This window comes from Actinocrispum sp. NPDC049592, assembly GCF_040675465.1.
Taxonomy (GTDB): domain Bacteria; phylum Actinomycetota; class Actinomycetes; order Mycobacteriales; family Pseudonocardiaceae; genus Kibdelosporangium.
On record NZ_JBFAPA010000005.1, the window covers coordinates 49,137 to 69,643 of the forward strand.

General features: G+C 68.9%; 24 protein-coding genes and 1 pseudogene. 15 read left to right on the top strand and 10 right to left on the bottom strand.

The window, feature by feature from the left end; translation table 11 throughout:
• The first annotated feature begins 59 nt into the window (after positions 1–59).
• The gene (locus AB0J95_RS14960; RefSeq protein ID WP_364757312.1) at positions 60–1,559 is read left to right on the top strand and encodes an MFS transporter; all 1,500 of its coding nucleotides are present in this window, start codon (positions 60–62) and stop codon (positions 1,557–1,559) included.
• On the opposite strand, the gene AB0J95_RS14965 is transcribed toward AB0J95_RS14960, so the two are convergent.
• Positions 1,526–2,554, bottom strand: a complete 1,029-nt coding sequence (locus AB0J95_RS14965) for a DUF4331 family protein (RefSeq protein WP_364757314.1) — start codon at positions 2,552–2,554, stop codon at positions 1,526–1,528. The two genes, AB0J95_RS14960 and AB0J95_RS14965, sit on opposite strands and share 34 nt — an antisense overlap.
• A 106-nt stretch (positions 2,555–2,660) precedes the next feature.
• Here AB0J95_RS14965 and AB0J95_RS14970 point away from each other — a divergent pair, with 106 nt between their 5' ends.
• The gene (locus AB0J95_RS14970) at positions 2,661–3,575 is read left to right on the top strand and encodes a LysR family transcriptional regulator (RefSeq protein ID WP_364757316.1); all 915 of its coding nucleotides are present in this window, start codon (positions 2,661–2,663) and stop codon (positions 3,573–3,575) included.
• Positions 3,576–3,646: 71 nt separating this feature from the next.
• On the opposite strand, the gene kynU is transcribed toward AB0J95_RS14970, so the two are convergent.
• Positions 3,647–4,858, bottom strand: a complete 1,212-nt coding sequence (gene kynU / locus AB0J95_RS14975; RefSeq protein WP_364757318.1) for a kynureninase — start codon at positions 4,856–4,858, stop codon at positions 3,647–3,649.
• 36 nt (positions 4,859–4,894) lie between these two features.
• On the opposite strand from kynU, the gene AB0J95_RS14980 reads away from it, so the two are divergent.
• A complete protein-coding gene (locus AB0J95_RS14980; RefSeq protein ID WP_364757320.1) occupies positions 4,895–5,695 on the top strand; it encodes an SAM-dependent methyltransferase in 801 nt (266 codons plus the stop codon).
• A gap of 51 nt (positions 5,696–5,746) precedes the next feature.
• On the opposite strand, the gene AB0J95_RS14985 is transcribed toward AB0J95_RS14980, so the two are convergent.
• Positions 5,747–6,232 carry an ATP-binding protein gene (locus tag AB0J95_RS14985; protein WP_364757321.1) on the bottom strand — a complete coding sequence of 162 codons (486 nt, stop codon included), beginning with the start codon at positions 6,230–6,232 and terminating at the stop codon, positions 5,747–5,749.
• Positions 6,233–6,328: 96 nt separating this feature from the next.
• Positions 6,329–6,664 carry a DUF3140 domain-containing protein gene (locus AB0J95_RS14990; protein ID WP_364757323.1) on the bottom strand — a complete coding sequence of 112 codons (336 nt, stop codon included), beginning with the start codon at positions 6,662–6,664 and terminating at the stop codon, positions 6,329–6,331.
• 130 nt (positions 6,665–6,794) lie between these two features.
• On the opposite strand from AB0J95_RS14990, the gene AB0J95_RS14995 reads away from it, so the two are divergent.
• On the top strand, positions 6,795–7,151 hold the full coding sequence (locus AB0J95_RS14995) for a DUF5313 family protein (RefSeq protein WP_364757325.1): 357 nt from the start codon (positions 6,795–6,797) through the stop codon (positions 7,149–7,151).
• Positions 7,152–7,154: 3 nt separating this feature from the next.
• Here AB0J95_RS14995 and AB0J95_RS15000 read toward each other — a convergent pair whose 3' ends face one another.
• Entirely contained in the window at positions 7,155–8,678 is a 1,524-nt protein-coding gene (locus AB0J95_RS15000) for an alpha-amylase family glycosyl hydrolase (protein WP_364757327.1), read from the bottom strand.
• Positions 8,679–8,789: 111 nt separating this feature from the next.
• Complete coding sequence (locus AB0J95_RS15005) at positions 8,790–9,074, bottom strand: hypothetical protein (protein WP_364757329.1); 285 nt, start codon at positions 9,072–9,074, stop codon at positions 8,790–8,792.
• A 331-nt stretch (positions 9,075–9,405) separates the two neighbouring features.
• Here AB0J95_RS15005 and AB0J95_RS15010 point away from each other — a divergent pair, with 331 nt between their 5' ends.
• The 4 genes from AB0J95_RS15010 (at position 9,406) to AB0J95_RS15025 (ending at position 12,609) form a co-directional block, all read left to right on the top strand.
• Entirely contained in the window at positions 9,406–9,627 is a 222-nt protein-coding gene (locus AB0J95_RS15010) for a hypothetical protein (protein ID WP_364757330.1), read from the top strand.
• A 71-nt stretch (positions 9,628–9,698) separates the two neighbouring features.
• On the top strand, positions 9,699–10,415 hold the full coding sequence (locus tag AB0J95_RS15015) for a M50 family metallopeptidase (RefSeq protein ID WP_364757331.1): 717 nt from the start codon (positions 9,699–9,701) through the stop codon (positions 10,413–10,415).
• Between the two features lie 92 nt (positions 10,416–10,507).
• Positions 10,508–10,939 carry a nitroreductase family deazaflavin-dependent oxidoreductase gene (locus AB0J95_RS15020; RefSeq protein WP_364757969.1) on the top strand — a complete coding sequence of 144 codons (432 nt, stop codon included), beginning with the start codon at positions 10,508–10,510 and terminating at the stop codon, positions 10,937–10,939.
• 143 nt (positions 10,940–11,082) lie between these two features.
• On the top strand, positions 11,083–12,609 hold the full coding sequence (locus tag AB0J95_RS15025; RefSeq protein ID WP_364757332.1) for an AMP-binding protein: 1,527 nt from the start codon (positions 11,083–11,085) through the stop codon (positions 12,607–12,609).
• A gap of 3 nt (positions 12,610–12,612) precedes the next feature.
• Here AB0J95_RS15025 and AB0J95_RS15030 read toward each other — a convergent pair whose 3' ends face one another.
• Positions 12,613–13,284 carry a WYL domain-containing protein gene (locus AB0J95_RS15030; RefSeq protein ID WP_364757333.1) on the bottom strand — a complete coding sequence of 224 codons (672 nt, stop codon included), beginning with the start codon at positions 13,282–13,284 and terminating at the stop codon, positions 12,613–12,615.
• Positions 13,284–14,198, bottom strand: coding sequence for an alpha/beta hydrolase (locus AB0J95_RS15035; RefSeq protein WP_364757334.1), 915 nt, complete (start codon positions 14,196–14,198; stop codon positions 13,284–13,286). Before AB0J95_RS15035 ends, AB0J95_RS15030 begins: the two co-directional genes overlap by 1 nt.
• Positions 14,199–14,354: 156 nt before the next feature.
• Here AB0J95_RS15035 and AB0J95_RS15040 point away from each other — a divergent pair, with 156 nt between their 5' ends.
• The 6 genes from AB0J95_RS15040 (at position 14,355) to crcB (ending at position 17,571) form a co-directional block, all read left to right on the top strand.
• The gene (locus AB0J95_RS15040; protein WP_364757335.1) at positions 14,355–14,477 is read left to right on the top strand and encodes a hypothetical protein; all 123 of its coding nucleotides are present in this window, start codon (positions 14,355–14,357) and stop codon (positions 14,475–14,477) included.
• 46 nt (positions 14,478–14,523) lie between these two features.
• The gene (locus tag AB0J95_RS15045) at positions 14,524–14,928 is read left to right on the top strand and encodes a hypothetical protein (protein ID WP_364757337.1); all 405 of its coding nucleotides are present in this window, start codon (positions 14,524–14,526) and stop codon (positions 14,926–14,928) included.
• A gap of 133 nt (positions 14,929–15,061) precedes the next feature.
• Entirely contained in the window at positions 15,062–15,451 is a 390-nt protein-coding gene (locus tag AB0J95_RS15050; protein WP_364757339.1) for a PPOX class F420-dependent oxidoreductase, read from the top strand.
• A 234-nt stretch (positions 15,452–15,685) separates the two neighbouring features.
• The gene (locus AB0J95_RS15055) at positions 15,686–16,522 is read left to right on the top strand and encodes an alpha/beta fold hydrolase (RefSeq protein ID WP_364757341.1); all 837 of its coding nucleotides are present in this window, start codon (positions 15,686–15,688) and stop codon (positions 16,520–16,522) included.
• A 213-nt stretch (positions 16,523–16,735) separates the two neighbouring features.
• Positions 16,736–17,206, top strand: a complete 471-nt coding sequence (locus AB0J95_RS15060) for a CrcB family protein (protein WP_364757343.1) — start codon at positions 16,736–16,738, stop codon at positions 17,204–17,206.
• Positions 17,203–17,571 (top strand): fluoride efflux transporter CrcB, encoded by a 369-nt coding sequence (gene crcB / locus AB0J95_RS15065; RefSeq protein WP_364757344.1) that lies wholly within the window; start codon positions 17,203–17,205, stop codon positions 17,569–17,571. Before AB0J95_RS15060 ends, crcB begins: the two co-directional genes overlap by 4 nt.
• Positions 17,572–17,619: 48 nt before the next feature.
• Here the strand turns inward: crcB and AB0J95_RS15070 are convergent, their stop codons facing one another.
• Positions 17,620–18,321, bottom strand: coding sequence for a GNAT family N-acetyltransferase (locus tag AB0J95_RS15070; protein ID WP_364757346.1), 702 nt, complete (start codon positions 18,319–18,321; stop codon positions 17,620–17,622).
• Between the two features lie 730 nt (positions 18,322–19,051).
• Here AB0J95_RS15070 and AB0J95_RS15075 point away from each other — a divergent pair.
• Positions 19,052–19,237 carry a hypothetical protein gene (locus AB0J95_RS15075; RefSeq protein ID WP_364757348.1) on the top strand — a complete coding sequence of 62 codons (186 nt, stop codon included), beginning with the start codon at positions 19,052–19,054 and terminating at the stop codon, positions 19,235–19,237.
• A 23-nt stretch (positions 19,238–19,260) separates the two neighbouring features.
• Here the strand turns inward: AB0J95_RS15075 and AB0J95_RS15080 are convergent.
• Positions 19,261–20,446, bottom strand: a pseudogene (locus AB0J95_RS15080) (IS110 family transposase).
• Positions 20,447–20,507 lie beyond the last annotated feature (61 nt).

Consider the following 20,507-nt stretch of genomic DNA (forward strand, 5'->3'; position numbering starts at 1 on the left):
TGCCTATCTCGCAAAGCGCGGTTATGTTCGCCGGGTATCGAACTTCCCGGAAGGACATCATGACCACGACTCACCCGACGGTTTCGGACGCGCGCCGGCGTCGAGCGGTCCTGATCGCCGTCTGCGTCGCGCTGATGGCCGTCATCGCTTCGGTGACCGGCCTGAACGTAGCCCAGCCTGATCTCGCCGTCGCTTTCGGCGCCTCGCAGAGCACGATCCTGTGGATCATCAACAGCTACACGGTCACCCTCGCCGCGTTGTTGTTGCCGCTGGGCGCGATCGGCGACCGATGGGGCCGCAAACCGGTGCTCCTCACGGGTCTGGCCGTCTTCGGCGTGGCGAACGTGCTCGGCGGGCTGGCTCCGTCGGCTTCGGTCATGCTGGCTGCCCGTGTCCTCGGCGGGGCCGGCGCCGCGATGATCATGCCGATCACGCTCGCCGTGATCACCTCGACCTTCCCCGGACAGGAACGCGGCCGGGCGATCGGCGTCTGGACCGGTGTCGCGGGTGGCGGCGGCATCCTGGGCATGTTCCTGTCCGCCGTGCTCGTCGACGCGGCGAACTGGCGCTGCCTGTTCGTCCTGCCGGTGGTGCTCGTGGTCGTCGCGTTCACCATGGCGCGGCGTTCGGTGCCCAACTCGCGGGAAGAGGCGCGGCATTCGTTCGACACTGTCGGCTCGCTGGCGTCCATTGTGGCCGTTGCCGGGCTGATCTTGTTCCTGCAGGAGGGACCTGAGCAGGGCTGGACCGCTCCCCTGCCGTTGGCCGGTGTGATCATCGGGATCGCCGGGGTGGCCGGGTTCGTGGCCTGGGAACTGCGTCACCGGGCCCCGCTGCTGGCGGTTCGCCTGTTCCGTGAACGCGGCCTGGCCGGCGGATCCGTGGTGCTGCTGATGGTTTTCGGGGTCCAGGCTGGGATCTCGATCGTGCTGTACCCGTTCTTCCAGACCGTGTCCGGCTGGTCCGGCCTGCTGTCCACAGTGGCCTTGATGCCGATGGCCGGGCTGATGATGGTCGCCTCCGGTCTCGCGCCGCGGCTGGCCGAACGGACCGGAGCCCCCGCGACCATGGCGTCCGGCGTCCTCCTGGCCGGGGTTGGCCTGGCGCTGATGGCGACGTTCGTCTCCGTCAACGGCGGCTACCTCGCGATCCTGCCGGGCATGCTCGCCATGGGACTCGGCATGGGCCTGTCGATGACTCCGGCCACTAGCGCCATCACCAGCGCGCTGCCGAGGGAACATCAAGGCGTCGCGTCCGCGCTCAACGACGTCACCCGCGAGTTCGGGACCGCGCTCGGCGTGGCGTTGCTGGGAGCGCTGGTGTCCGCTGGCTACCGCAGCGCCATCACCCCGCGGCTTGACGGCCTGCCCAGCGGTACCGCCGATACGGCACGTGAAGGCATCGCCAACGCCATCGAAGCCGCCAACGGCTCGGCGACGTTGATCCGGGCCGCGCAGGAGTCCTTTGTGGACGGCTGGCGGACCGCCATGTGGGCGGGCGTCGCCCTCATGGCGGTCCTGTTCGGCTACATCGCGGCCCGCGGCCCCAAGGGCAGGTAGGGCCAGGTGCCGGACGGCTTGGCGGTGACGGACTCCCTGCCGATCCCCAGCGCGACAGGCGAATTGCCGGCCAGCGAGAACATCACGTTCGGCGCGTTGTCGGTCAGCGAACGGCCGTTCCAGCCGGCGAAGCCGAACACCGCCGGGGTGCCGATGGTGTAGGGCAACAGGTTCGGCAGGATCCTCGCCACGAACGTTTCGGCGTGGGCGCGGGGATCCTGCGCCGTGCCGGTGGCCGCGACCATCCTGGCCACCTTGTCGGTGAGCTGCTTGCCGTAGTTCTCGACGTCGTCGGCCGGCTTGGTTTCGTTGAGGTGGTTGCCGAGGTCTTCGTTGAACTGCGCGAACAAGGGGTGGATCATCGGCAGGCCGGCGCGGTTGACCGGGCGCCAGCCACCCGCGTCGGTGGCCAATGTGGTCAGTCCCCAGAACCCGATGCGGCGCTCGTTCTTCGCGAACGGCAGCAGCACCGCGTCCGGAACCTCGAGCACCAGCGAGTAAACGGTGTGCCCGGCGAACAGGTTGCGGGCCTTGGCGGGTTCCCAGCCGGACAGGTCGATCTTGGTGCCGTCCTGGAACGCGTGACCGACCGCGTGCAGCACGTCCGGCTCGATCCAGAACGGGTCACCGGCTTCGCCTGACCACAGCCGCAGGCCATCCGGTCCCTCCACTGTGGACCCGACCGGCCCGGAGGCGACCACCGTTCCCTGAGCGAAGGGATCTGCCGCATCGGCGCCGATGAGGCATCGCAGCGTCAACTCGTCGCGGTCGGTGACGGTGACGCGGTAGGTCAGCTCCTCGACCGCGTCACCGTTGCCGTCGATCTTGAACTCGTACATCGCCTCCGGATGGAACCCGCGCGCCTGCTGACCGGCGAGCGAGTGGCTGACGTTCATGACGAAGACCGTGCCCTGCTCGCCCCGGAACAGGTAGACGTCCGAGATGTCCAGCCGCGCGTCCTGGCGGGCGATGGGCGAGTCGAGGTGGTGGGACAAGACCGGCTCCCGATGTGTCCTGTGTGGAATGTTGTCGGCACGATCCTCACCGGGCCGGACCCGCGGCGGTACCGGCCAATCCGGAAAGCGGTCATAATCAATGGTTATGAAACCGGCACCGCCCGACCTGGAAAGCCTGCAGCTGCTGACGTTGGTGGCCGAGTACGGCAGCCTCGGGCAGGCCGCCGAGCGGATGGGCATCAGCCAGCCCGCCGCGAGCAAACGCCTGGGCCTGCTGGAACGACGGCTCGGCCTGTCGCTGGTGGACCGCAGCAGCCGCGGCTCCGCACTGACCACAGCGGGGCAAGCGGTGTGCCAATGGTCGCAACAGATACTGGCCGACGTCGAGTCGCTCCTGGTGGGCGCGGCCGCGTTGCGCGGCGACCAGGACAACGACCTGCTGATCGCGTCGAGCATGACACTCGCCGAACACTTCGTGCCCCGCTGGATCGGTACCCTCCAGCGCGCGCTGCCGGACGTCCAGATCAGCCTCAACGTCACCAACTCCGAGCAGGTCGCGGCGCTGGCCTCGGACGGCCGGATCGGCCTCGGTTTCCTCGAGGCGGCGAAGGTTCCGGCCGGCCTGAGTTCCCGGCAGGTGGGCGTCGACCGCCTGGTGGTCGTGGTCCCGCCGACCCACCCCTGGGCCCGGCGCCGCCGGCCGGTGGACCTCGGGGAACTGGCGCGCACCCGGCTGATCGTCCGCGAACCGGGGTCCGGAACCCGCGAAACCCTCGACCGGGTCCTGGCCGGCGCGGGCGTCGAACCCGCACGGCCGTTGATGGTGCTGGACGCCAACGCCGCCATCCGCAGCGCCGTCGTCGCGGGAGCGGGGCCGGCCGTGCTGAGCGCGGTGACCGTGCGGGACGACCTCGCCGACCGCCGGGTCGTCGAGGTTCCGATCACTGGAGCGGATCTGCACCGGCGGCTGCGCGCGGTCTGGCCCAAGGGCCGCCAACTGATGGGCGCGGCTGCAGACCTCCTGCGCATCGCCACGCGCATCGACCCTGCAACGCGTTGAGGCCACGGGGTTCGACAGGCAAGAGCGCTTACCGCACCATCGTGACACTGGGCGTTTGATGACCGGCCGTGTCACGTCACGGTGGCGCGGGTTTGATAGGCGGGGTTTGTCCAGGCTTGGGTTGCGAGAACCTCTTTGAGTGCCTGCACGGTGTTCCAGACGTCGATGTACCGGGTGTAGAGCGGGGACAGGCCGAACCGGAGGATGTCCGGCGCGCGGAAGTCGCCGATGATGCCGCGGTCGATCAGGGCACGGATGATTCCGTAGCCGTGTTCGTGGCGCAGGGCGATGTGACTGCCGCGGCGGGCCGGGTCGCGTGGGCCGACGATCTCGAAGTCCTTGTCGGCCAAGGAAAGGAACAACTTCGACAACGCCATGCTCTTGGCGCGCAACTGGTCGAGGTCGACGTCCTGCCACAGTCGCAGGCTTGCCTCCAGCGGCGCGTAGGACAACACGTGTGGGGTGCTGGACCGGAACCGGTCGATCCCCGGCGCGGGAACGTAGTTCGTCTCGAAGTCGAACGGTGCCTGATGGCCGTGCCACCCCGACAAGGGGTGCGTCGCGGCCTCGTGATGGCGTTGGGCCACATACACGAACGCGGGTGCGCCCGGTCCGCCGTTGAGGTACTTGTAGGTGCAGCCGACCGCGAAGTCCGCCTCGGCTTCGTCCAGCCGCACGGGCAAAGCGCCGACGCTGTGGCAGAGGTCCCAGATGACCAGTGCGCCGCTGCGATGCACCCGGCGGGTCGCTTCGGCAAGATCAGCTACCGCGCTCGTCTTGTAGTCGACGTGGCTCAGGACCACCGCGGCCACATCGGGCCCCAGCGCCGGCTCGAGATCCCCGATCAGCCGGCGCTGATACCCCGGCAGCGACGCCAGCGCACCTTCGGTCATGTAGAGATCGGTCGGGAACGCGTCCGCCTCGGCGACGATCACCTTCCGCCCCGGCCGCATCGCCACCGCGGCCATCAGCACCTTGTAGAGGTTGATCGATGTCGTGTCGCACACCACCACCTGGCCCGGCGCCGCACCGATCAGCGGCGCGACCAGCTCGCCGACCGTCCGCGGCTTGTCGAACCAGCCAGCCTTGTTCCAGCTGCCGACCAGCCCGTTCCCCCACTCGCCGGCCACCACCTCGGCTACCCGTGCCTTCGCAGCGACCGGCAGCGGCCCGAGCGAGTTCCCGGCCAGGTAGATGACGTTGTCCGGCAACGCGAACGCGGCTCGGCAGGCGGCCAGCGGATCCGCCGCGTCCAGGGACTCAACTTGCGCTGAGGTGCTCACTCGTCGACAGTACTGATCCGGGTAGGGTCTGCAGACGTGCAAGAGGAGCGGCTGCCGCTGGATGTCGACGAGAGCAGACCCAGCGCTGCGCGCATCTACGACTACTTCCTGGGTGGCAAGGACAACTTCGCCTGCGACCGGGCCGTCGCCGACCAGCTCATGCGCATCGCCCCGGAGACCCCGGCGATGGCCAGGGCCAGCCGGGCGTTTCTCGGCCGGGCCGTGCGGTTCATCGCCGAGCAGGGTGTCCGCCAGTTCATCGACATCGGCACCGGGCTGCCGACCCGCAGCAACGTGCACGAGATCGCCCAGGCGGTCGCGCCCAGCACCCGCGTGGTCTACGTCGACAACGACCCGGCCGTCCTCGCCCACGCCCGGGCGCTGCTCGACGACAACCCGCAGACCGCCGTCGTCGAGGCCGACCTGCGCGACCCGGCCAGGCTGCTCAACGATCCCGACCTCGAGCGGCTGATCGACTTCGGCCGGCCGGTGGGCCTGATCATGGTCGGCATCGTCTACTTCCTGACCGAGGTGGACCGGCCGTTCGACGTCGTGCGCATCCTGCGCGACGCCCTGCCGTCCGGTAGCTACCTGGCAATGACCCACGTGGTCGCCGACGACCGGCTGGCTCAGCTCGGCCAGGCCCAGGAGCTCTACCGCAGCTTCACCAAACAGACCGGCACCGGCCTGCGCAGCCGCGACGAGGTGACAGCCTTCTTCCATGGCCTGGACCTCGTCGAACCCGGCCTCGTGCCGACCCAGAACTGGCGCAACCCGACCCCCGGTGACCCGTCCATCCCGCAGTGGATCCTCGGCGCCGTCGCCCGAAAGCCTTGATCAACTACTTGGCAGCCGGATGACAGCGCCGTCATCCAGCGGGTCCGCCGCTCAGGCGTTGCTCGGCAAGGCCCAGCGCAGGACGACCGTGGTCCCGGTGTCGTCGTGGTGGACGTCGAGCACGTCGGCCAGTCCGTCCATCATCCGCAGCCCCCGGCCGTGCCTGACGGAGTCGTCCGTCGGGGTTCGCCAGGGACCGCCGTCCTTGACGATCACATGCACTGCGCGGGCCAGGTTGTCGCGGGCGGCGAACAACGCCACCGCGCCGGGTTCGGCGTGCTTGATGGTGTTGCTGACGGCTTCCTCGACCGCCATCACGAGGTCCTCGCGCTCCTCGGGAGGCACACCGAGGTCATCGGCCCACCGGGACAGCAATGACCGCACCGTGGCCAACCGGGATGGCTCCGCCCTGACCGCGACGTACAGGTGGGGCGCGGTCAGATCCGCGTCCGTGACCACATCGGCGGCGAACGTGGGCAAGGCACCGGCCCACTCCGGCAGCGGCGGGAGACTCTCCTCGTCTTCTTCGGTTTCCATGGCGCACACCCCGACAGTCGTGAACCTACTGTTAAGTCGGTTACCCCGAACGCGCCGACGCGATTCGGCCGGGGTGCGCGGTGTCCGGTTGATCGATCAGGAAGGTTTCAACGGATCGTGGCCGAGTGACATCAGCCGGTGGCGCCAGTTCTGCTGTCCGCTGGTGGGTTCGAGGTCGTCCCGGCGCTGGGCGTGGACCCGGTTCACGACCGACTGCATGACCTGCGCGTCGCGCTCGTCCAGGTCGGTCCGGCGTTTGCGGAGGATGCCCAGGACCTGTTGGCCGGTGGGTGTTCCGGCCTCGTCGGGCAGCGCTTCGGTGTCCTGGTGGGCGGAGCGGGTGCGCAGCCAGTCGCTCAGCTCGCGTGAGGTCATGTTCACCACTCGGTGGAACTCGTTCCACAGGTCGTCGTCGACGCGCGTCTCGGCCAACGTCGTCACCTCCTTGGCGTTGGGTAAGCGAGTACCCACCTGGACGTGAACAAACCGACGGGCGGGTTTCGCCGCGGCGGCTGGTGGTAGCCGGTGAAGCAGACCCGTCCTCGCGCTGGGAGATGGTGCGATGCCCGCTGTCCGGCGGCCCGATCCGCTGCACTGGTTGTGGTTCGCTTTCGGCGGCAGACTGCCCGACCGGTACCGGGACTGGGTCATGCACGACGCCACCGCCCGGCACTGGCGGCTGAGGTATGCGATCCGCCTGGTGGTTCGCACGCTGCCGTTCCTCATCGCCGGTTATGTGGTGCTGGACCTGCTGCCGGTGGGCCAATGGCCGATCTTCGTGGCGTTGGGCGGGGCGCTGCTGTTCGTGCTGTTCACCCTGGTCGGCTCGGCCGAGGAGATGACCGAGGCCCGGCTGGCGCAGCACGGTTTTTCGACCGAGAGCCTCGAGCGGGTCGTCCGCAAGCACCGACGGCAGTGACGGCTACCGGCTCGGTTCCAGCAGCACGGCCTGTTCTGCGCCGAGACGGCCGGTGAACGGCTCGCCTTCCCCGTCGGGCTCACTGGCGATGGTCACCTGCCACCGTCCGTCCACTTCGAACTGTTGCGGGTGGTCGGCGAAGTTGATCGCCACGATCCTGGTGTCGTCGCCCGCTCGCCGCCGGTAGGCCAGTACTTCCGGTGGTGAGGGCAGTTCGGTCCAGTCGCCGACCCGCAACGCTTCGCTGCGGCGGCGCTCGCTGATCAACCGGCGGTACAGCTGGAGAATGGACCCTGGTTCGTCGTTGGCGCGTTGCGCCGAAAGGGTTTCCGCGTCCGGCGGGAACGGCAGCCAGGGCGTTTTCCCATCCCAGCCGTGCGGTGGTGCCGCCAGCCACGGCAACGGTGCCCGTGCCCCGTCCCGTCCGCCGGGGTCCACTTGGGACTCCGGGGTGATTACCGCGTTCGCGAGCCCGAGTTCCTCGCCCTGGTACAGAAACGGGGTTCCGCGCAGCGTCAGCAGCATGACCGCGGCCGCCCGTGTCCGGCGCATCGACCCGCCGTAACGGGTCCGGTGACGTTCGTTGTCGTGGTTGGACAGCACCCAGGTCGGCCAGGCCGCCACCGTGCCGAGCTCCTTCTCCACCTCACGAACGCACATCCGGAACACCACCGGGTCCCAAGGCGCGTCCAACGGCGGGAAGTTGAACGACATGTGCAGCTCGTCGTTCGCGCCGTAGTACTTCGCGACCCGCCGGGTCGACCGGATGTTGACCTCGCCGACCAGAACCCGGTCCCCCGGATAGGAGTCCACCAGCTTGCGGATCCCGCGGAGCACTTCGTGGCTGTAGGGCTGGTCGTTGAAGTCCGACAGCGGCTCCCCCGCGGCGCACCGCTGGTCGTCGGCGAACTCCGGGTCCTTGCCCACGCAGTGCGCCACGTCGATGCGGAAGCCGTCCACGCCCCGGTCCAGCCAGAACCTCAGCACGTCGTGCATGGCCTCGACGACGTCCGGGTTGCGCCAGTTCAGGTCCGGCTGCTGCGGCAGGAACAGGTGCAGGTAGTACTGCTCGGTCTGCTCGTCCCAGGTCCAGGCGCTGCCCGCGTTGAGCGCGGCACGCCAGTTGTTGGGTTCGTCGCGCCAGATGTACCAGTCCCGCTTCGGGTTGTCCCGGGACGACCGCGACTCGCGGAACCAGGCGTGCTGGTCGGAGGTGTGGTTGGGCACGAAGTCCATCAGCACGCGCAGGCCCAGCCGATGCGCCTCGGCCAGCAACGCGTCCATGTCCTCCAGACTGCCGAAGGTCGGGTCGATGTCCTGGTAGTCGCTGATGTCGTAGCCGGCGTCCGCCATGGGCGAGCGGTACACCGGCGACAACCACACAGCGTCCACGCCCAGATCCCGGATGTGACCGAGATGCTGCCTGACGCCTGTCAGGTCACCTACGCCGTCCCCGTCGGAGTCGGCGAACGAACGCGGATACACCTGGTAGACGACCGCTTGACGCCACCACGGGTGCTCGGTCACCAGCACAGCTCCTCTCCCAGGGGGAACCCGGCCTTCGGGGAAGAGTGACCACACACGTCCGCCGGTAAACCGATCCGGGTCAGACACCGAATCCGTTCACGTCCAGGGACTTCAGGTCGACGGCCAGTTCCAGCCGCCTGCGGTCGCCGCCGAGCATGGTGAGCAGCCGCCGGCGGATCCCCGGTGGTAGATCTGCATGTCCGGCTCCGGCCCCAACTCGCGGAACACGTCCTCGCGCTCCTCGGGCGTGAGGTCACCCAGGTCGACCTCGTCGTGGTTGCGCACGAACGTCGCCCACTGCGCGTCCCGCGGCAGGTCCGGCAGCTCGGCCAGGGCCTGGCGCACCGGTCCGGCGTCGTGGCGGGCCAGCGCGAGCATCAGGGCCTGGTCGAGCATGATCCGGATGCCGGACTCGTCGGCCTGGTTCAGCAGTTCCGCGAAGTCGCCGGGCCAGGTGGCTCAGCCTGCTGGCCAGTCCCAGGAAATCGCCCACACCGTCGCCATTGGAGTCCTGGAACATGCAGACCTCGGCGGAGTAGATCACTCCATTGCGGTGCCAGCGTTCGGCCATGGATTCGAAGTTCCCCGAAAACCCGCTGGTTACCCGCATTTCGTGCGGTGGCCGGGCCGATACCCGAAGTGAGCGCACCTCCTCGCCGCCGCGGATTCCCGCAAAACCCGTCCGCGGACGGGTTCGGCCCGGCGGTTGCCGGGTACATGTAGGACCGTGTGGATCGCGCTGCTCACCCCGCCGCTGATCATCATCTTCGCGCTGGCGATGGAACGCCTCGAAGCCACCGCCACGCGCCCGGAACCGCGCACCGCCGGACCGTCACCGGCCGCGCGCCGGCTTCGCATCCGTGCGCCACGCTGGGTGCTGCGCCTGCGGATCAAACGCCCGGCACCCGCCCCCGCCGCCGCCCAGGTACTCCGGGTGCCTGCCGCGTAGCTGCGTTCTGCACGCTCCGCCCCGGGCTTTCGGCACTGGTCCGCGGCCGGACGATCTGGTTGCGTTGGCGGATGGCCGAGGGTGGGATCGGCGCGACGATACCGGCGCCGGAGTCGTGGATGGTCGTGACGAGCGGCGTGTTCGCCGTGCTGGTCACGGCGTCGTCGGTCGTTGTGCTGTCCGACCGGTCCAGACCCGCGCTGTTGTGGGGGTTCACCGCCCTCAGCACGATCGTCCACGAGGCCGGCCACGCGTTGACGGCCATCGCGACCGGCGCGGGCGTCAAACGGTTCAAGATCACCGGTCCCGGTGAGGGCGCCGTGCTCCCGGGCACGTTCTGGCCCTCCAACGTGCTCGCCGCGGCCGCCGGGTACGCGATGCCGCCGCTCGCCGGAGTCGGCGCGGCCTGGCTGGTCAACCGGGGGCACGCACCCGCGGTCCTGGCCATCACCACCGGCCTGATGGTGGTCCTCCTGCTGCTCGGCAGCGACATCGCCACCACGTTGTTCGTGCTGACGGTCGGCCTGCTTCCGTTCGTGGCGCTGGTCTGGGGCTCGCCGGCGATGCAGAACTACATCGCCTGCACCGAAACCTGGCTGCTGCTGACCAACGAGGCCGGCGGCCTGCTGCACCTGATCGCCATCCGCAAGGACAAGCCCGAGCACAACGACGCCGACCTGTTGGCGCGCAAGACCTTGGTCCCTGGTTCGGTGTGGATCCTCGGCTGGTCGGTCGTGATCATCTGGGCCCTGCTGACCGGCGTCCCGTTGCTGTTCAACGCGCGGTGAAAACCTGCCCTCTGCAATAGTCCACTGTGGATGGTGTTGTCCTTGAACCCGGCTCGGGAATACCTGCCGCGCTGAATGTGTTCAGGGTGGACATGTCTGATGAGACCATTGAGCTCAGCCCGACCGACTGGGTGCAGAACCAGACCAAGAAGATCTTGGAAACTGGGACCACCGAGGGGATCCTGGTTCTCGGCAAGCCGATCGTGCTGCTCACCCTGCGTGGCGCGAAGTCCGGCAAGCTGCGCTACATCCCGGTCATGCGGGTGGAGCACGAGGGCAGGTACGCGATCGTCGCGTCCAAGGGTGGCGCCCCCGAGCACCCGACCTGGTATCACAACATCAAGGCACACCCCGAGTTCCCGTTGCAGGACGGGACCGTGACCAAGCAGTACGTCGCGCGGGAGGCCGAGGGCGCCGAGCGCGCCGAGTGGTGGGAGCGCGCGGTGGCGGCCTACCCGGCCTACGCCGAGTACCAGACCAAGACCGACCGGCAGATCCCGGTGTTCGTGCTCGAGCCCAAGTAACCGCAGCTCAGCCTCGTGGGTGGTGGTGCGGGCACGGCCACCCACGAGGGTCCGAACAGGACGGGCGCCCCTCGGTTGCCCTGGACCGTGACGCGTCATAGAGTCGCTGTTCTGGCTGAACGGGCAGCGAAGGGAACGGGCGCGTGTTCTTCGATCTGAGTGTCCGGGACTTCCTCGACCGCGCGGAGACCGTGTACCCCGACCGTGTCGGGGTGGTCGACGAGCCGGACCAGCCCGCGCCGAGCTGGGGTTCGCTCACCTACCGCGAGATCGCGCGCCGGGCCCGCGCGCAGGCCGCGAATCTCGACGCCCTCGGTGTACCGGCCGGTGGCCGTGTCGCGATCGTGTCGCACAACGCCGCCCGCCTGCTCGTGTCGTTCTTCGGCGTCTCCGGCTGGGGCCGGGTGCTGGTGCCGGTGAACTTCCGCCTCGCCGCGCCCGAGGTTCGTTACATCGTCGAGCATTCCGGCGCCGAGGTGTTGTTGCTCGACCCCGAACTGGAACACCTGCGCGACACCGTCACCGCGAAGCACGTGTTCGTCCTCGGCCGCGACGACGAGGCGATCTGGGGCGGGGACGGCGAACCGCAGCCGTGGGCGGGCGACGAGTCGGCCACCGCGACCATCAACTACACCTCGGGCACCACCGCCCGGCCCAAGGGCGTGCAGCTCACCCACCGCAACATCTGGCTCAACGCCGCGGTCTTCGGCCTGCACACGACGTTGAACGACAACGACGTCCTGCTGCACACGTTGCCGATGTTCCACTGCAACGGCTGGGGCATGCCCTACGCGGTCACCGGTCTCGGCGGCCGGCACATCGTGCTGCGCAAGGTCGACGGCACCGAGATCCTGCGCCGCATCGAGCAGCACGGCGTCACCATTCTCTGCGCCGCGCCCGCGGTCGTCACCGCCGCCCTCGACGGCGCCGCCACCTGGGACGGCGAGATCCCCGGCCGCGACCGCGTCCGGATCGTCGTGGCCGGTGCGCCGCCGCCCACGCGCACGATCGAACGCGTCCGGGCCGAGCTGGGCTGGGAGTTCATCCAGATCTACGGCCTCACCGAGACCGCGCCGCTGCTGACGGTCAACCGGATGCGCACCGAATGGGCCGAGCTCGATCCGCACGAGCAGGCCAAACTGCTCGGCCGCGCCGGTACGCCCGCGCTGGGCGTGCGGATCTCCGTGGACACCGACGGCGAGGTGCTCGCCCAGTCCAACCACAACCTCGACGGCTACTGGGAGAACCCCGGCGAGACCGCCCGCGTGCAGGAAGGCAACTGGTTCCACACCGGCGACGGCGGTTCGTTCGAGGACGGCTACCTCACCATCGCCGACCGCAAGAAGGACGTCATCATCTCCGGCGGCGAGAACGTCTCGTCGATCGAGGTCGAGGACGCGCTGAACTCGCACCCCGCCGTGCGCGAGGCCGCGGTGATCGGCATCCCCGACGAGAAGTGGGGCGAGCTGGTGACCGCGCTGGTGGTCACCGACGGCACCGAGGTGACCGGCGAGGAGCTGATCAAGCACTGCCGCGAGTTCCTCGCCGGCTACAAATGCCCCAAGCGCGTGGAGTTCCTCGACGAGCTGCCACGCACCGCCACCGGCAAGATCCAGAAGTTCAAGCTGCGCGAACCGTTCTGGAAAGGCCATTCCCGCCAGGTGCACTGAATGTCACTGGGTCCGTTCTGTGGCGATTGCGGCCGAACCCCGCAGCAGGTCGGCCAGGTCGTGGGGTCGCGCACGCTCGGTGGTGGGCGCCGCCGCGGTGATCCGGTCCAGCCGGAAGCCGCGACCGGCCTGCCGGGTGCGGCACCAGGCGATGAGGTACCACCGGCCCTCGGCGGTGAGCAGCCCGGCCGGCTCGACCACCCGGTCGCTTTCCCGCCCAGATGCGTCCACATAGGACAGTCGCAGCACCAGGTTGCCGGTAAGGGCCCGTTCCACCGCTGCCCGGACAGCCGCGTCGGTCCGCGACGGGAGCGCGACGATCCGCCCGACGAGTTGCGGCCCGGTCATCGAGGCGGCGATCTTCAGGGAGGCGGTGCGGACCGCACTGGCGTACGGGCCGGAAGCTTCAGCCGCCGCCAGCGCAGCCGACAACGCCTCGGCTTCCTCGGCGGTGAACCGGATCGGCGGCAGGGTCATCGCCGGGTCGATCGACCAGCCACCGCCGCGACCCGCGGTGGAGCGGACCGGGGAACCGGCCGCCATCAACGCCTGCAGGTCGCGCTGCACGGTGCGCTCGCTGACTTCGAACCGCGCCGCGAGCGCCGAGACCGTTCGCGGCCGCGGCGCCGCACGCAACTCCTCCACCAACGCGTACAGCCGGGCGGTGCGGTTCATCAGGCCGACGCCAGGAAGTCCTGTTGCCGCTGTAACTCCCGTTCGGTGATGGTCAGCGGGAACAAGGTGAAGCCATGCATCGCACCGGCGACGATGCCGAACCGGACCGGTGCCGGCCACCGTTGGGCCAGGAACCGGGAGTCGTCCAGCAGCGGATCCTCGGTCCCGACCACCATCCGAGCAGGCGGTAACCCGGAAAGGTCGGCGAACAGCGGCGAGACCTCCGAGTCGCGGCGCTGCTCAGCGGTCATCCCGGGGGTGAACATCTCGTAGCTGCCGCGCAGCGAGTCGGTGTTGCTCAGCAACGGCCGCGAGCCGAACAACCGCTGGCTGGGCGTCATCGACAGGTCGTACGCGCCGAACAGCAGGTGAGCCGCCCGGAACGCGCCCGCGATACCGTGCCGGTCGCGCAGCCGCAGCAACGTCACGACGCACAGGTGCGCGCCCGCCGATTCGCCGCCGATCAGCAGCCGGTCGGTGCCGAACTCCGCCGCCGCGTGGTCCACCAGCCACCGTGCGGCCACTTCGCAGTCGTCCGGCCCGGCTGGGAACGGGTGCTCCGGCGCCAGCCGGTACTCGACGCTCACCACAGCCAGCCGCGCCGCCACGGCGAGCCGCCACAACCGTTCGTCCTGCCCGTCCGCCGAGCCGAATGCCCAACCACCGCCGTGGATGTGCAGGTACACACCCTCGACGTGCTCCGGCACGAACACCCTGACCCGCACCCCATGGCCGACCGCGCGATCCTGTCCCTGCGGCAGCATCACCGGTGGTGAGTCGCCGCCGAGCCGGTTCCGCCGCAGAAACGCCAGCAGGCTCGCGTCCGGCTTCTCCGGACGTTTCGCGGCAGTGGCCATGAACTGGTCGTTGAACGCCAGGGTCTCGTCGAGGCAGTCCTCGTCGGTGATCGTCATGCCGTTAAGGTTCCCCGCCGCACGCGACAACACCCTGTCACCGTTTGCCAGTGACCTGCGTCATAGCGAGACGACCGCTATACGATCAGCTCTCATCCGGACACCATCCTGCTCGGCCCCCACTCACCCCGCTGTCCGGGGACTTCAGCGGTTTCGGTGACGCCACAGACGTGGGGACTGCACGAGGCGGGGATGACCTGGTGGATGGAGTCGCTGATCCACTTCGATCCGCTCGAGCTGTCCATGCACGTGGTCGACGCGGGCCCGCCGCGGATCTGACCGTTCCGTCCGGCGGTGACGCGCGTTCGCCGGTAGTGTCCGGTTCGTGGCAGGAAAACCGGGACAGCGTCCGAAGTGGTTGCCTGGCCTGGTCTGGCTGCTCGTCCTCGCCGTACCGGTGGCGACGTGGGGCCTGCTGCCCGCCGACGGTTCACTGCCGAGGATCCTGCTGGGAATCGCGTGTGCGGCGGTGGCCCTCGCGGTGCTGGTGGCCACGATCTCGGCGATCAGCAAGGACCGAGCCGACCGACGGTGGGGCTGGGGTGTGGCCCTGCCGCTGGTGATCGCGGGAGTCCTGGCCGCCGTGACCTACTGGATCTTCACCGCCCCGGCCATCGGCGCGAACATCGGCGCCGGGCTGGCGATGTTCTTCCTACTCCCGCCCGCGGCGGCCGCGTTCATCGTGGCCCTCTGCTACACGGTCACCCTCGAAGCGAAGAACTCCGCCTGAGCCGGTTGCTGTCAATGGACTGTCCACCGTGGCAGCATGTCGCCGCTTCCGGCGGACACATCTGCTGACGCGGGCACCACCCTTATGGTACATAACTCGCACAGTTCAGTTCTCGAACTGTATGGTCCAAGTCATGAACAGTTCAGCGCTCGACCGGATCGCCAGGAGCAGCAACGTCAGCCTGACCACGTTCCGCAAGGACGGCACCAAGGTCGCCACACCGGTGGGCGGGGTGGTCAGCGACGGCACGCTGTACGTGCTGAGCTACGCCAACACCGGGAAACTCAAGCGGCTGCGCAACAACTCGCGGGTGATCGTCGCGCCGTGCGACTCGGCGGGCACCATCCCGCCCGACGCGCAGGGCATCGAAGGCACCGGGCGGATTCTGGACACCGAGGAGACCCATCACGCCTACAAACTGATGGCCCGCAAGACACCGCTGGCCCGGCTGGCGCGGGCGTGGTACGTGATCCGCCGCAAGCCCGACCCGTGGGTGGGTATCGAAGTCACGTTCCAGCGATGACGCATACCCAGAATCGCCCGAATCTCGCCTGCGCGCACAGGGAATGCCCAGCCCGCACCCCGATCAAGATCGAAGCGATCCCACGGCCATCGCGGCGGAGAACGGCCAACTGCGGACTTCCGGTGAATGGAAGAGGTGTTTCCCAGGTGTCGTCGGGGTGTTGTGATCCTCTGCACCCGGTGCGAGCTGGAAACCGAGTGGCCGCAACGGGTACAGAGTCACAGAGGAGTGCCGATGTCCGGTGGTTTCAGTCCGCTGCTGTTCGTTCACGGTTTCTGGCATGGGTCGTGGTGCTGGAGCGAGGTGATGATGCACACGGCCACTGCCGGACGCCCTTCGGTGGCGGTGGACATGGCCGGGCATGGGCTGCGGTCCCGTTTGCCTGAGCACCCGTTGCGTGGTGACGCGGTGGCCGCCGAACCCTCGCGGGTGGCCGATGTGAACCTCGATCAGGCCGGGGAGCTGCTGGTCTCGCAGATCAAGGAGGTCGGGCGCGGCGGGCCCGTCACGGTGGTCGCGCACAGCATGGGCGGCACCGTGCTGACGCGCGCGGCCCAGCTCGCGCCGGATCTGGTGGCGCACGCGGTGTACCTGGCCGCGTTCATGCCGGCCTCGGACATCCCGGCCGCCGCGTACATCGCCATGCCCGAGAACGAAGGCGAACTGGTCGTACCCTCGCTGCGGGCCGACCCGGCGGTGATCGGCGCCCTGCGGCTCGACGTCACCTCGGAAGACCCGGTCTACCACCAGCAACTCCGTGACGCCTTCCTCGGGGATGTGGACCCCGCGGTCGCCGACGCGGCGATCCGGCTGATGACGCCGGACGCGCCGGCCGGCATCGCGGGCGGCGCCACCACGTTGACCAGCGACGGATGGGGTTCGGTGCCACGCACGTACGTCATCTGCACCCAGGACATGGCGATCCGGCCGCCCACGCAACGGAGGTTCATCGCCGACGCGGACGCCGCCTTCCCCGAGAACCCGACCTCGGTGGTAACGCTGGACAGCTCGCACTCGCCGTTCCTGTCGATGCCTCGCCAGGTGGCCGACATCGTCCTCACCCTGGGCTGATGGCCACCCACGGCGGCCCGATGGCCGGCCCCGACGACCGCCTGATCGGTTCGGCTCGCCGATGACTCAGGCGCGGACCCGGCCCAGGGCCTGCTGTATCGTTCACGTCAGCGGTGGTGGGGCTCGCCGCTCCGGACGGTCCGGACAACCGCAGCACGGCTGCCAACAGTCCCTACTCGAAAGCGGCAACGCCTGCTGAGTAGGAGTACGTCTGTGAGTGAAGCCCGGCCCTCGGTCGAAGTGCCCGTCGATCCGGATGTCGATCTCCGGATGCCCCGGCAACGCCGAGAACTGGTCCGCCGGCACGGTCCCGTCCTGGGGGTGATCGCCCTCGGCGGCGGGCTCGGCGCGCTGGCCCGCTACGGCCTGGCGCAACTCTGGCCCACAGCGCCCGGCCACTTCCCGTGGGCGACGTTCATCACCAACGTCGCCGGCTGCTTGCTCATCGGTGTGCTCATGGCCCTGATCACCGAGGTGTGGACCGCGCACCGGTTGGTCCGCCCGCTGCTCGGCACCGGTGTCCTCGGCGGGTTCACCACGTTCTCCACCTATGCCGTGGAGTTCCACAACCTGTTGCGGCCCAACACCATCGGCCTTGCCTTCGGCTACCTCGCGGGCACGCTCGTGGCTGCGCTGCCGGCCACCATGGCGGGCATCTGGATCGTCCGGAAGGTGGCCGTGTGACCGCCCTGCTGGTGTTCCTCGGCGCCACGGTCGGCGCGCCCCTGCGGTACCTCACCGATCGACTCGTGCAGGCCCGTCACGACAGTCTGTTCCCGTGGGGAACCTTCAGCGTCAACATCCTCGGCTGCCTCGTGCTGGGCGCCCTCGCGGGTGCGGGCACCGCCCTGCCGGACCCGGTCCTGGCCCTGGTGGGCACCGGTTTCTGCGGAGCCCTCACCACCTACAGCACGTTCAGCTACGAGACCGTGCGCCTGCTGCAGGAGAAGGCCCGCTTCTACGCGGCGATGAACGTGATCATCAGCCTCGTCGCGGGCCTCGGCGTGGCCGCCATCGCATACACCACCACCGCCGCACTCGTCGGCTGACCTGCGCCCTTTCGGGTGCCAACAAGCGGACCAGGCTTCGGTGCGCGGTCAGGGGAGGTGGCGCCACCAGGTGATGCCTTCGCCGATCTGGGTGAAGCCGCGGGTGCGGTAGAGGTGTTTTCCGTCTGGGGTTGCGTTGAGGACGGCGTGGTGGGCACCGGCTTTGTGGGCAGCGGCGCAGATCGCGGACAGGAGGGCAGTGCCGAGGCCGCGGCGCTGGAAGGGCGGCCAGACGTTCATGTCGAACACGCCGGCCAGGTCGCCGTCCAGAAAGGACCATGCGCGGCCCGCGAAAGCACCGTCGGGTAGGTGCGCGGCGGCGTACCAGGCGCGTGTGGGTTGCTCGCGGGCCAAGGCGAGTTGGTCGCGGTAGTCGGCGAACTCGCCTGTGTAGTCAGTGGTATCGGTCTCCAGGCGGACCCGGGGGTCGTGGGTCTCGGGGATGTCGGCGAGGTCGGCGGTCATCCACCACGGCGACCAACCGCGCTCGAACCCGGCCGCGGCCAACGGTCCGGGGTCGACCGCCAGCCCCAGCCAGGCGCCGACGGGACTGCGCCCGAGATCCTGGGCGCGCTGCACGCCACGGTGCAACGCCTGCAGGTCGAGCCGGGACGGGAACAGGACGTTCACACCGTCCGGCCCGTCGGTCCACAGCATCCCGCCGTCCGTCCACACCGAACCACCACACGCCCGGGCCCGCGCGACGAACCAGTTCGCCTGCACGCGCTCACACTCCGCCACACCGACCATCGGGCTAGTGTCCCGCGCCGGAGGTCCGCCACCGCCGCGACGGCCCGGCTTCGCAGTCACCTCTGAACAGCAGGACCGCACCGCCGGAAGGCCTGGGCGACCACCACGATTGACCGACGCTGAACTGCTCACTCTGGCCGTGGCCCAAGCCCTGCTCGGCATTCCATCCGAAACCCGCTGGCTGCGCTTCGTACCCGCCACCTGCCCGGCGCCTTTCCCTACCTGCCCGGCCAATCCGGCGACAACAAACGCCTGCGCGCCGCGGTACCACTGCTTAAACGGGTGATCCGCATGCTGGCCATGGACACCGACCTATGGAGCGACACCACCTGGATCACCGCCCCCACCCCGGTGGAATGTGCTCGATCCCCCGCGACACCGTCCGACGCTCCGAGCTAGCCGGATGGGTCGGATACGGCTACTGCGCCAGTCATTCCCGGTTCCTCTGGGGCCTGCGCCTGCATCTGATCTGCACCCCGGCGGGGCTGCCGATCACCTGGGCACTGGCCAGCCCGAAGATCGACGAACGCCAGATCCTCAGGGCGACGCTGGAGCACGACCCATCGATTCTGCCCGACCGGCCAGGGTCTGCTGGTCACCGCCGACAAGGGGCTACACCTCCGCAGAACTCGACCAGGTCCTCGCCGAACGCGCAGTCCGGCTGCTGCGTCCGTCCTACCGCAACCGCACTCCGCATCCGGCCCAACACCTGCTCAAGCCCGTCCGGCAGTTGATCGAGTCAGTCAACGACACGCTCAAAGGCCAGCTCGACCTCGAACGCCACGGCGGCCGCACCATCGACGGTGTCACTGCCCGCGTCGCTCAACGTATCCTCGCGCTGACCGCAGCCATCTGGCACAACCGGGCCACCGGCCAGTCCCTCACTCGGTCCTTGATCGCCTACGACTCTCAATAGGATTGTCAAGAGGGGAGGTCGTGTCAGGCCGCTTTGGCTTGGGGTGGCTCAGGTTCGTAGCAGCGTTCTTCGCGCAGCAGGGTCCATAAGACGTTCACCCGACGTCGTGCGAGGGCGAGCACGGCTTGGGTATGGCGTTTGCCTTCGGCGCGCTTGCGGTCGTAGAACTGGCGGGACTGCGGGCTGCACCGGATGCTGATCAGCGCTGACGTGTAGAAGACACGTTGCAAGCCACGGTGGTATCTCTTCGGCCGGTGCAGGTTGCCAGACAGCCGACCGGAGTCGCGCGGCACCGGACAGACGCCCGCGAGGCTGGCCAGGCGACCTGCTGACCCGAAGGTCGTCATGTCTCCGCCGGTGGCGGCCAGGAACTCGGCGCCCAGCAGCACGCCCACGCCAGGCATGCTGGCGATCACTTCAGCGGACCGGTCGCGGTGAAACCGGTCTTCGATGAGCTGGTCGACGTCCTTTATCTGGGCATCAAGGGCCATCACCGCCCCGGCGAGCCTGGCGATCAGCTGGCCGGCCAGCTGTTCACCGGGCAAGCTCGTACTCTGCTGATACGCAGCGTCCACAGCTGCTGCGGCCAGCGCCGCAGCCGAGCGGACCTTGCGACCGTGTAGCCACGCGGCCACTTGCCCGACGCCGGCCGTCCGCAACCCCGCCAGGGTCTGGAAGCCGGTCAGCAAGACCAGCGGTCCCTGGTTGCGAAGGTCCAGTGCGCGCTCGAGCGCTGGGCTGACGGCCGGCAGCTGGCCATGCAGCCGGTTGGCCGCGCGTGTGCGGTCAGAGACCAGATCTTGACGGTGGGCGGTGAGCATGCGCAGCTCGACGACCAACTCCTCGTCCACCCGCACTTCAGTCAGGCCACGGCGCATGCGAGCTTGGTCGGCGATAACGTAGGCGTCCTTGGCATCGGTCTTGCCCGCGCCCCGGTAGGTTCTCGTGGCCTGATTCACTGCCATGCCGGGCAGATAGACGACCCGATGACCCATGGGCCAGCAGCAAAGCGGACTCGCTGCTATGCAGGTCAATGGCCCATACCAGCTCCCTGGTCAGGGAGCTGACTTCTCCGATGAGCTCCAGCAGCGCGGGCTCGTCGTTGGCCACACGCCGCGAGAACGTCTTGTCGCCGTGGGCGTTCACCACCACCGCGTGGTGACGCTGCTCGCCGATGTCCACTCCAGCCCATGCCCGGCCCAACCAGATCTCTCATGCCGGTGTCCAGTCCCGAGACGATCTCGCTGGCAGGTCCCTATTCAGCCACAGC

Bases quoted from the DNA above. Each gene is read 5' to 3' on its own strand.
- AB0J95_RS14960 (WP_364757312.1), top strand. From the start codon at position 60: ATGACCACGACTCACCCGACGGTTTCGGACGCGCGCCGGCGTCGAGCG.
- AB0J95_RS14970 (WP_364757316.1), top strand. From the start codon at position 2,661: ATGAAACCGGCACCGCCCGACCTGGAAAGCCTGCAGCTGCTGACGTTG.
- AB0J95_RS14985 (WP_364757321.1), bottom strand. From the start codon at position 6,232: ATGGAAACCGAAGAAGACGAGGAGAGTCTCCCGCCGCTGCCGGAGTGG.
- AB0J95_RS14995 (WP_364757325.1), top strand. From the start codon at position 6,795: ATGCCCGCTGTCCGGCGGCCCGATCCGCTGCACTGGTTGTGGTTCGCT.
- AB0J95_RS15005 (WP_364757329.1), bottom strand. From the start codon at position 9,074: ATGCTCGACCAGGCCCTGATGCTCGCGCTGGCCCGCCACGACGCCGGA.
- AB0J95_RS15015 (WP_364757331.1), top strand. From the start codon at position 9,699: ATGGCCGAGGGTGGGATCGGCGCGACGATACCGGCGCCGGAGTCGTGG.
- AB0J95_RS15020 (WP_364757969.1), top strand. From the start codon at position 10,508: ATGTCTGATGAGACCATTGAGCTCAGCCCGACCGACTGGGTGCAGAAC.
- AB0J95_RS15030 (WP_364757333.1), bottom strand. From the start codon at position 13,284: ATGAACCGCACCGCCCGGCTGTACGCGTTGGTGGAGGAGTTGCGTGCG.
- AB0J95_RS15035 (WP_364757334.1), bottom strand. From the start codon at position 14,198: ATGACGATCACCGACGAGGACTGCCTCGACGAGACCCTGGCGTTCAAC.
- AB0J95_RS15050 (WP_364757339.1), top strand. From the start codon at position 15,062: ATGAACAGTTCAGCGCTCGACCGGATCGCCAGGAGCAGCAACGTCAGC.
- AB0J95_RS15055 (WP_364757341.1), top strand. From the start codon at position 15,686: ATGTCCGGTGGTTTCAGTCCGCTGCTGTTCGTTCACGGTTTCTGGCAT.
- AB0J95_RS15070 (WP_364757346.1), bottom strand. From the start codon at position 18,321: ATGGTCGGTGTGGCGGAGTGTGAGCGCGTGCAGGCGAACTGGTTCGTC.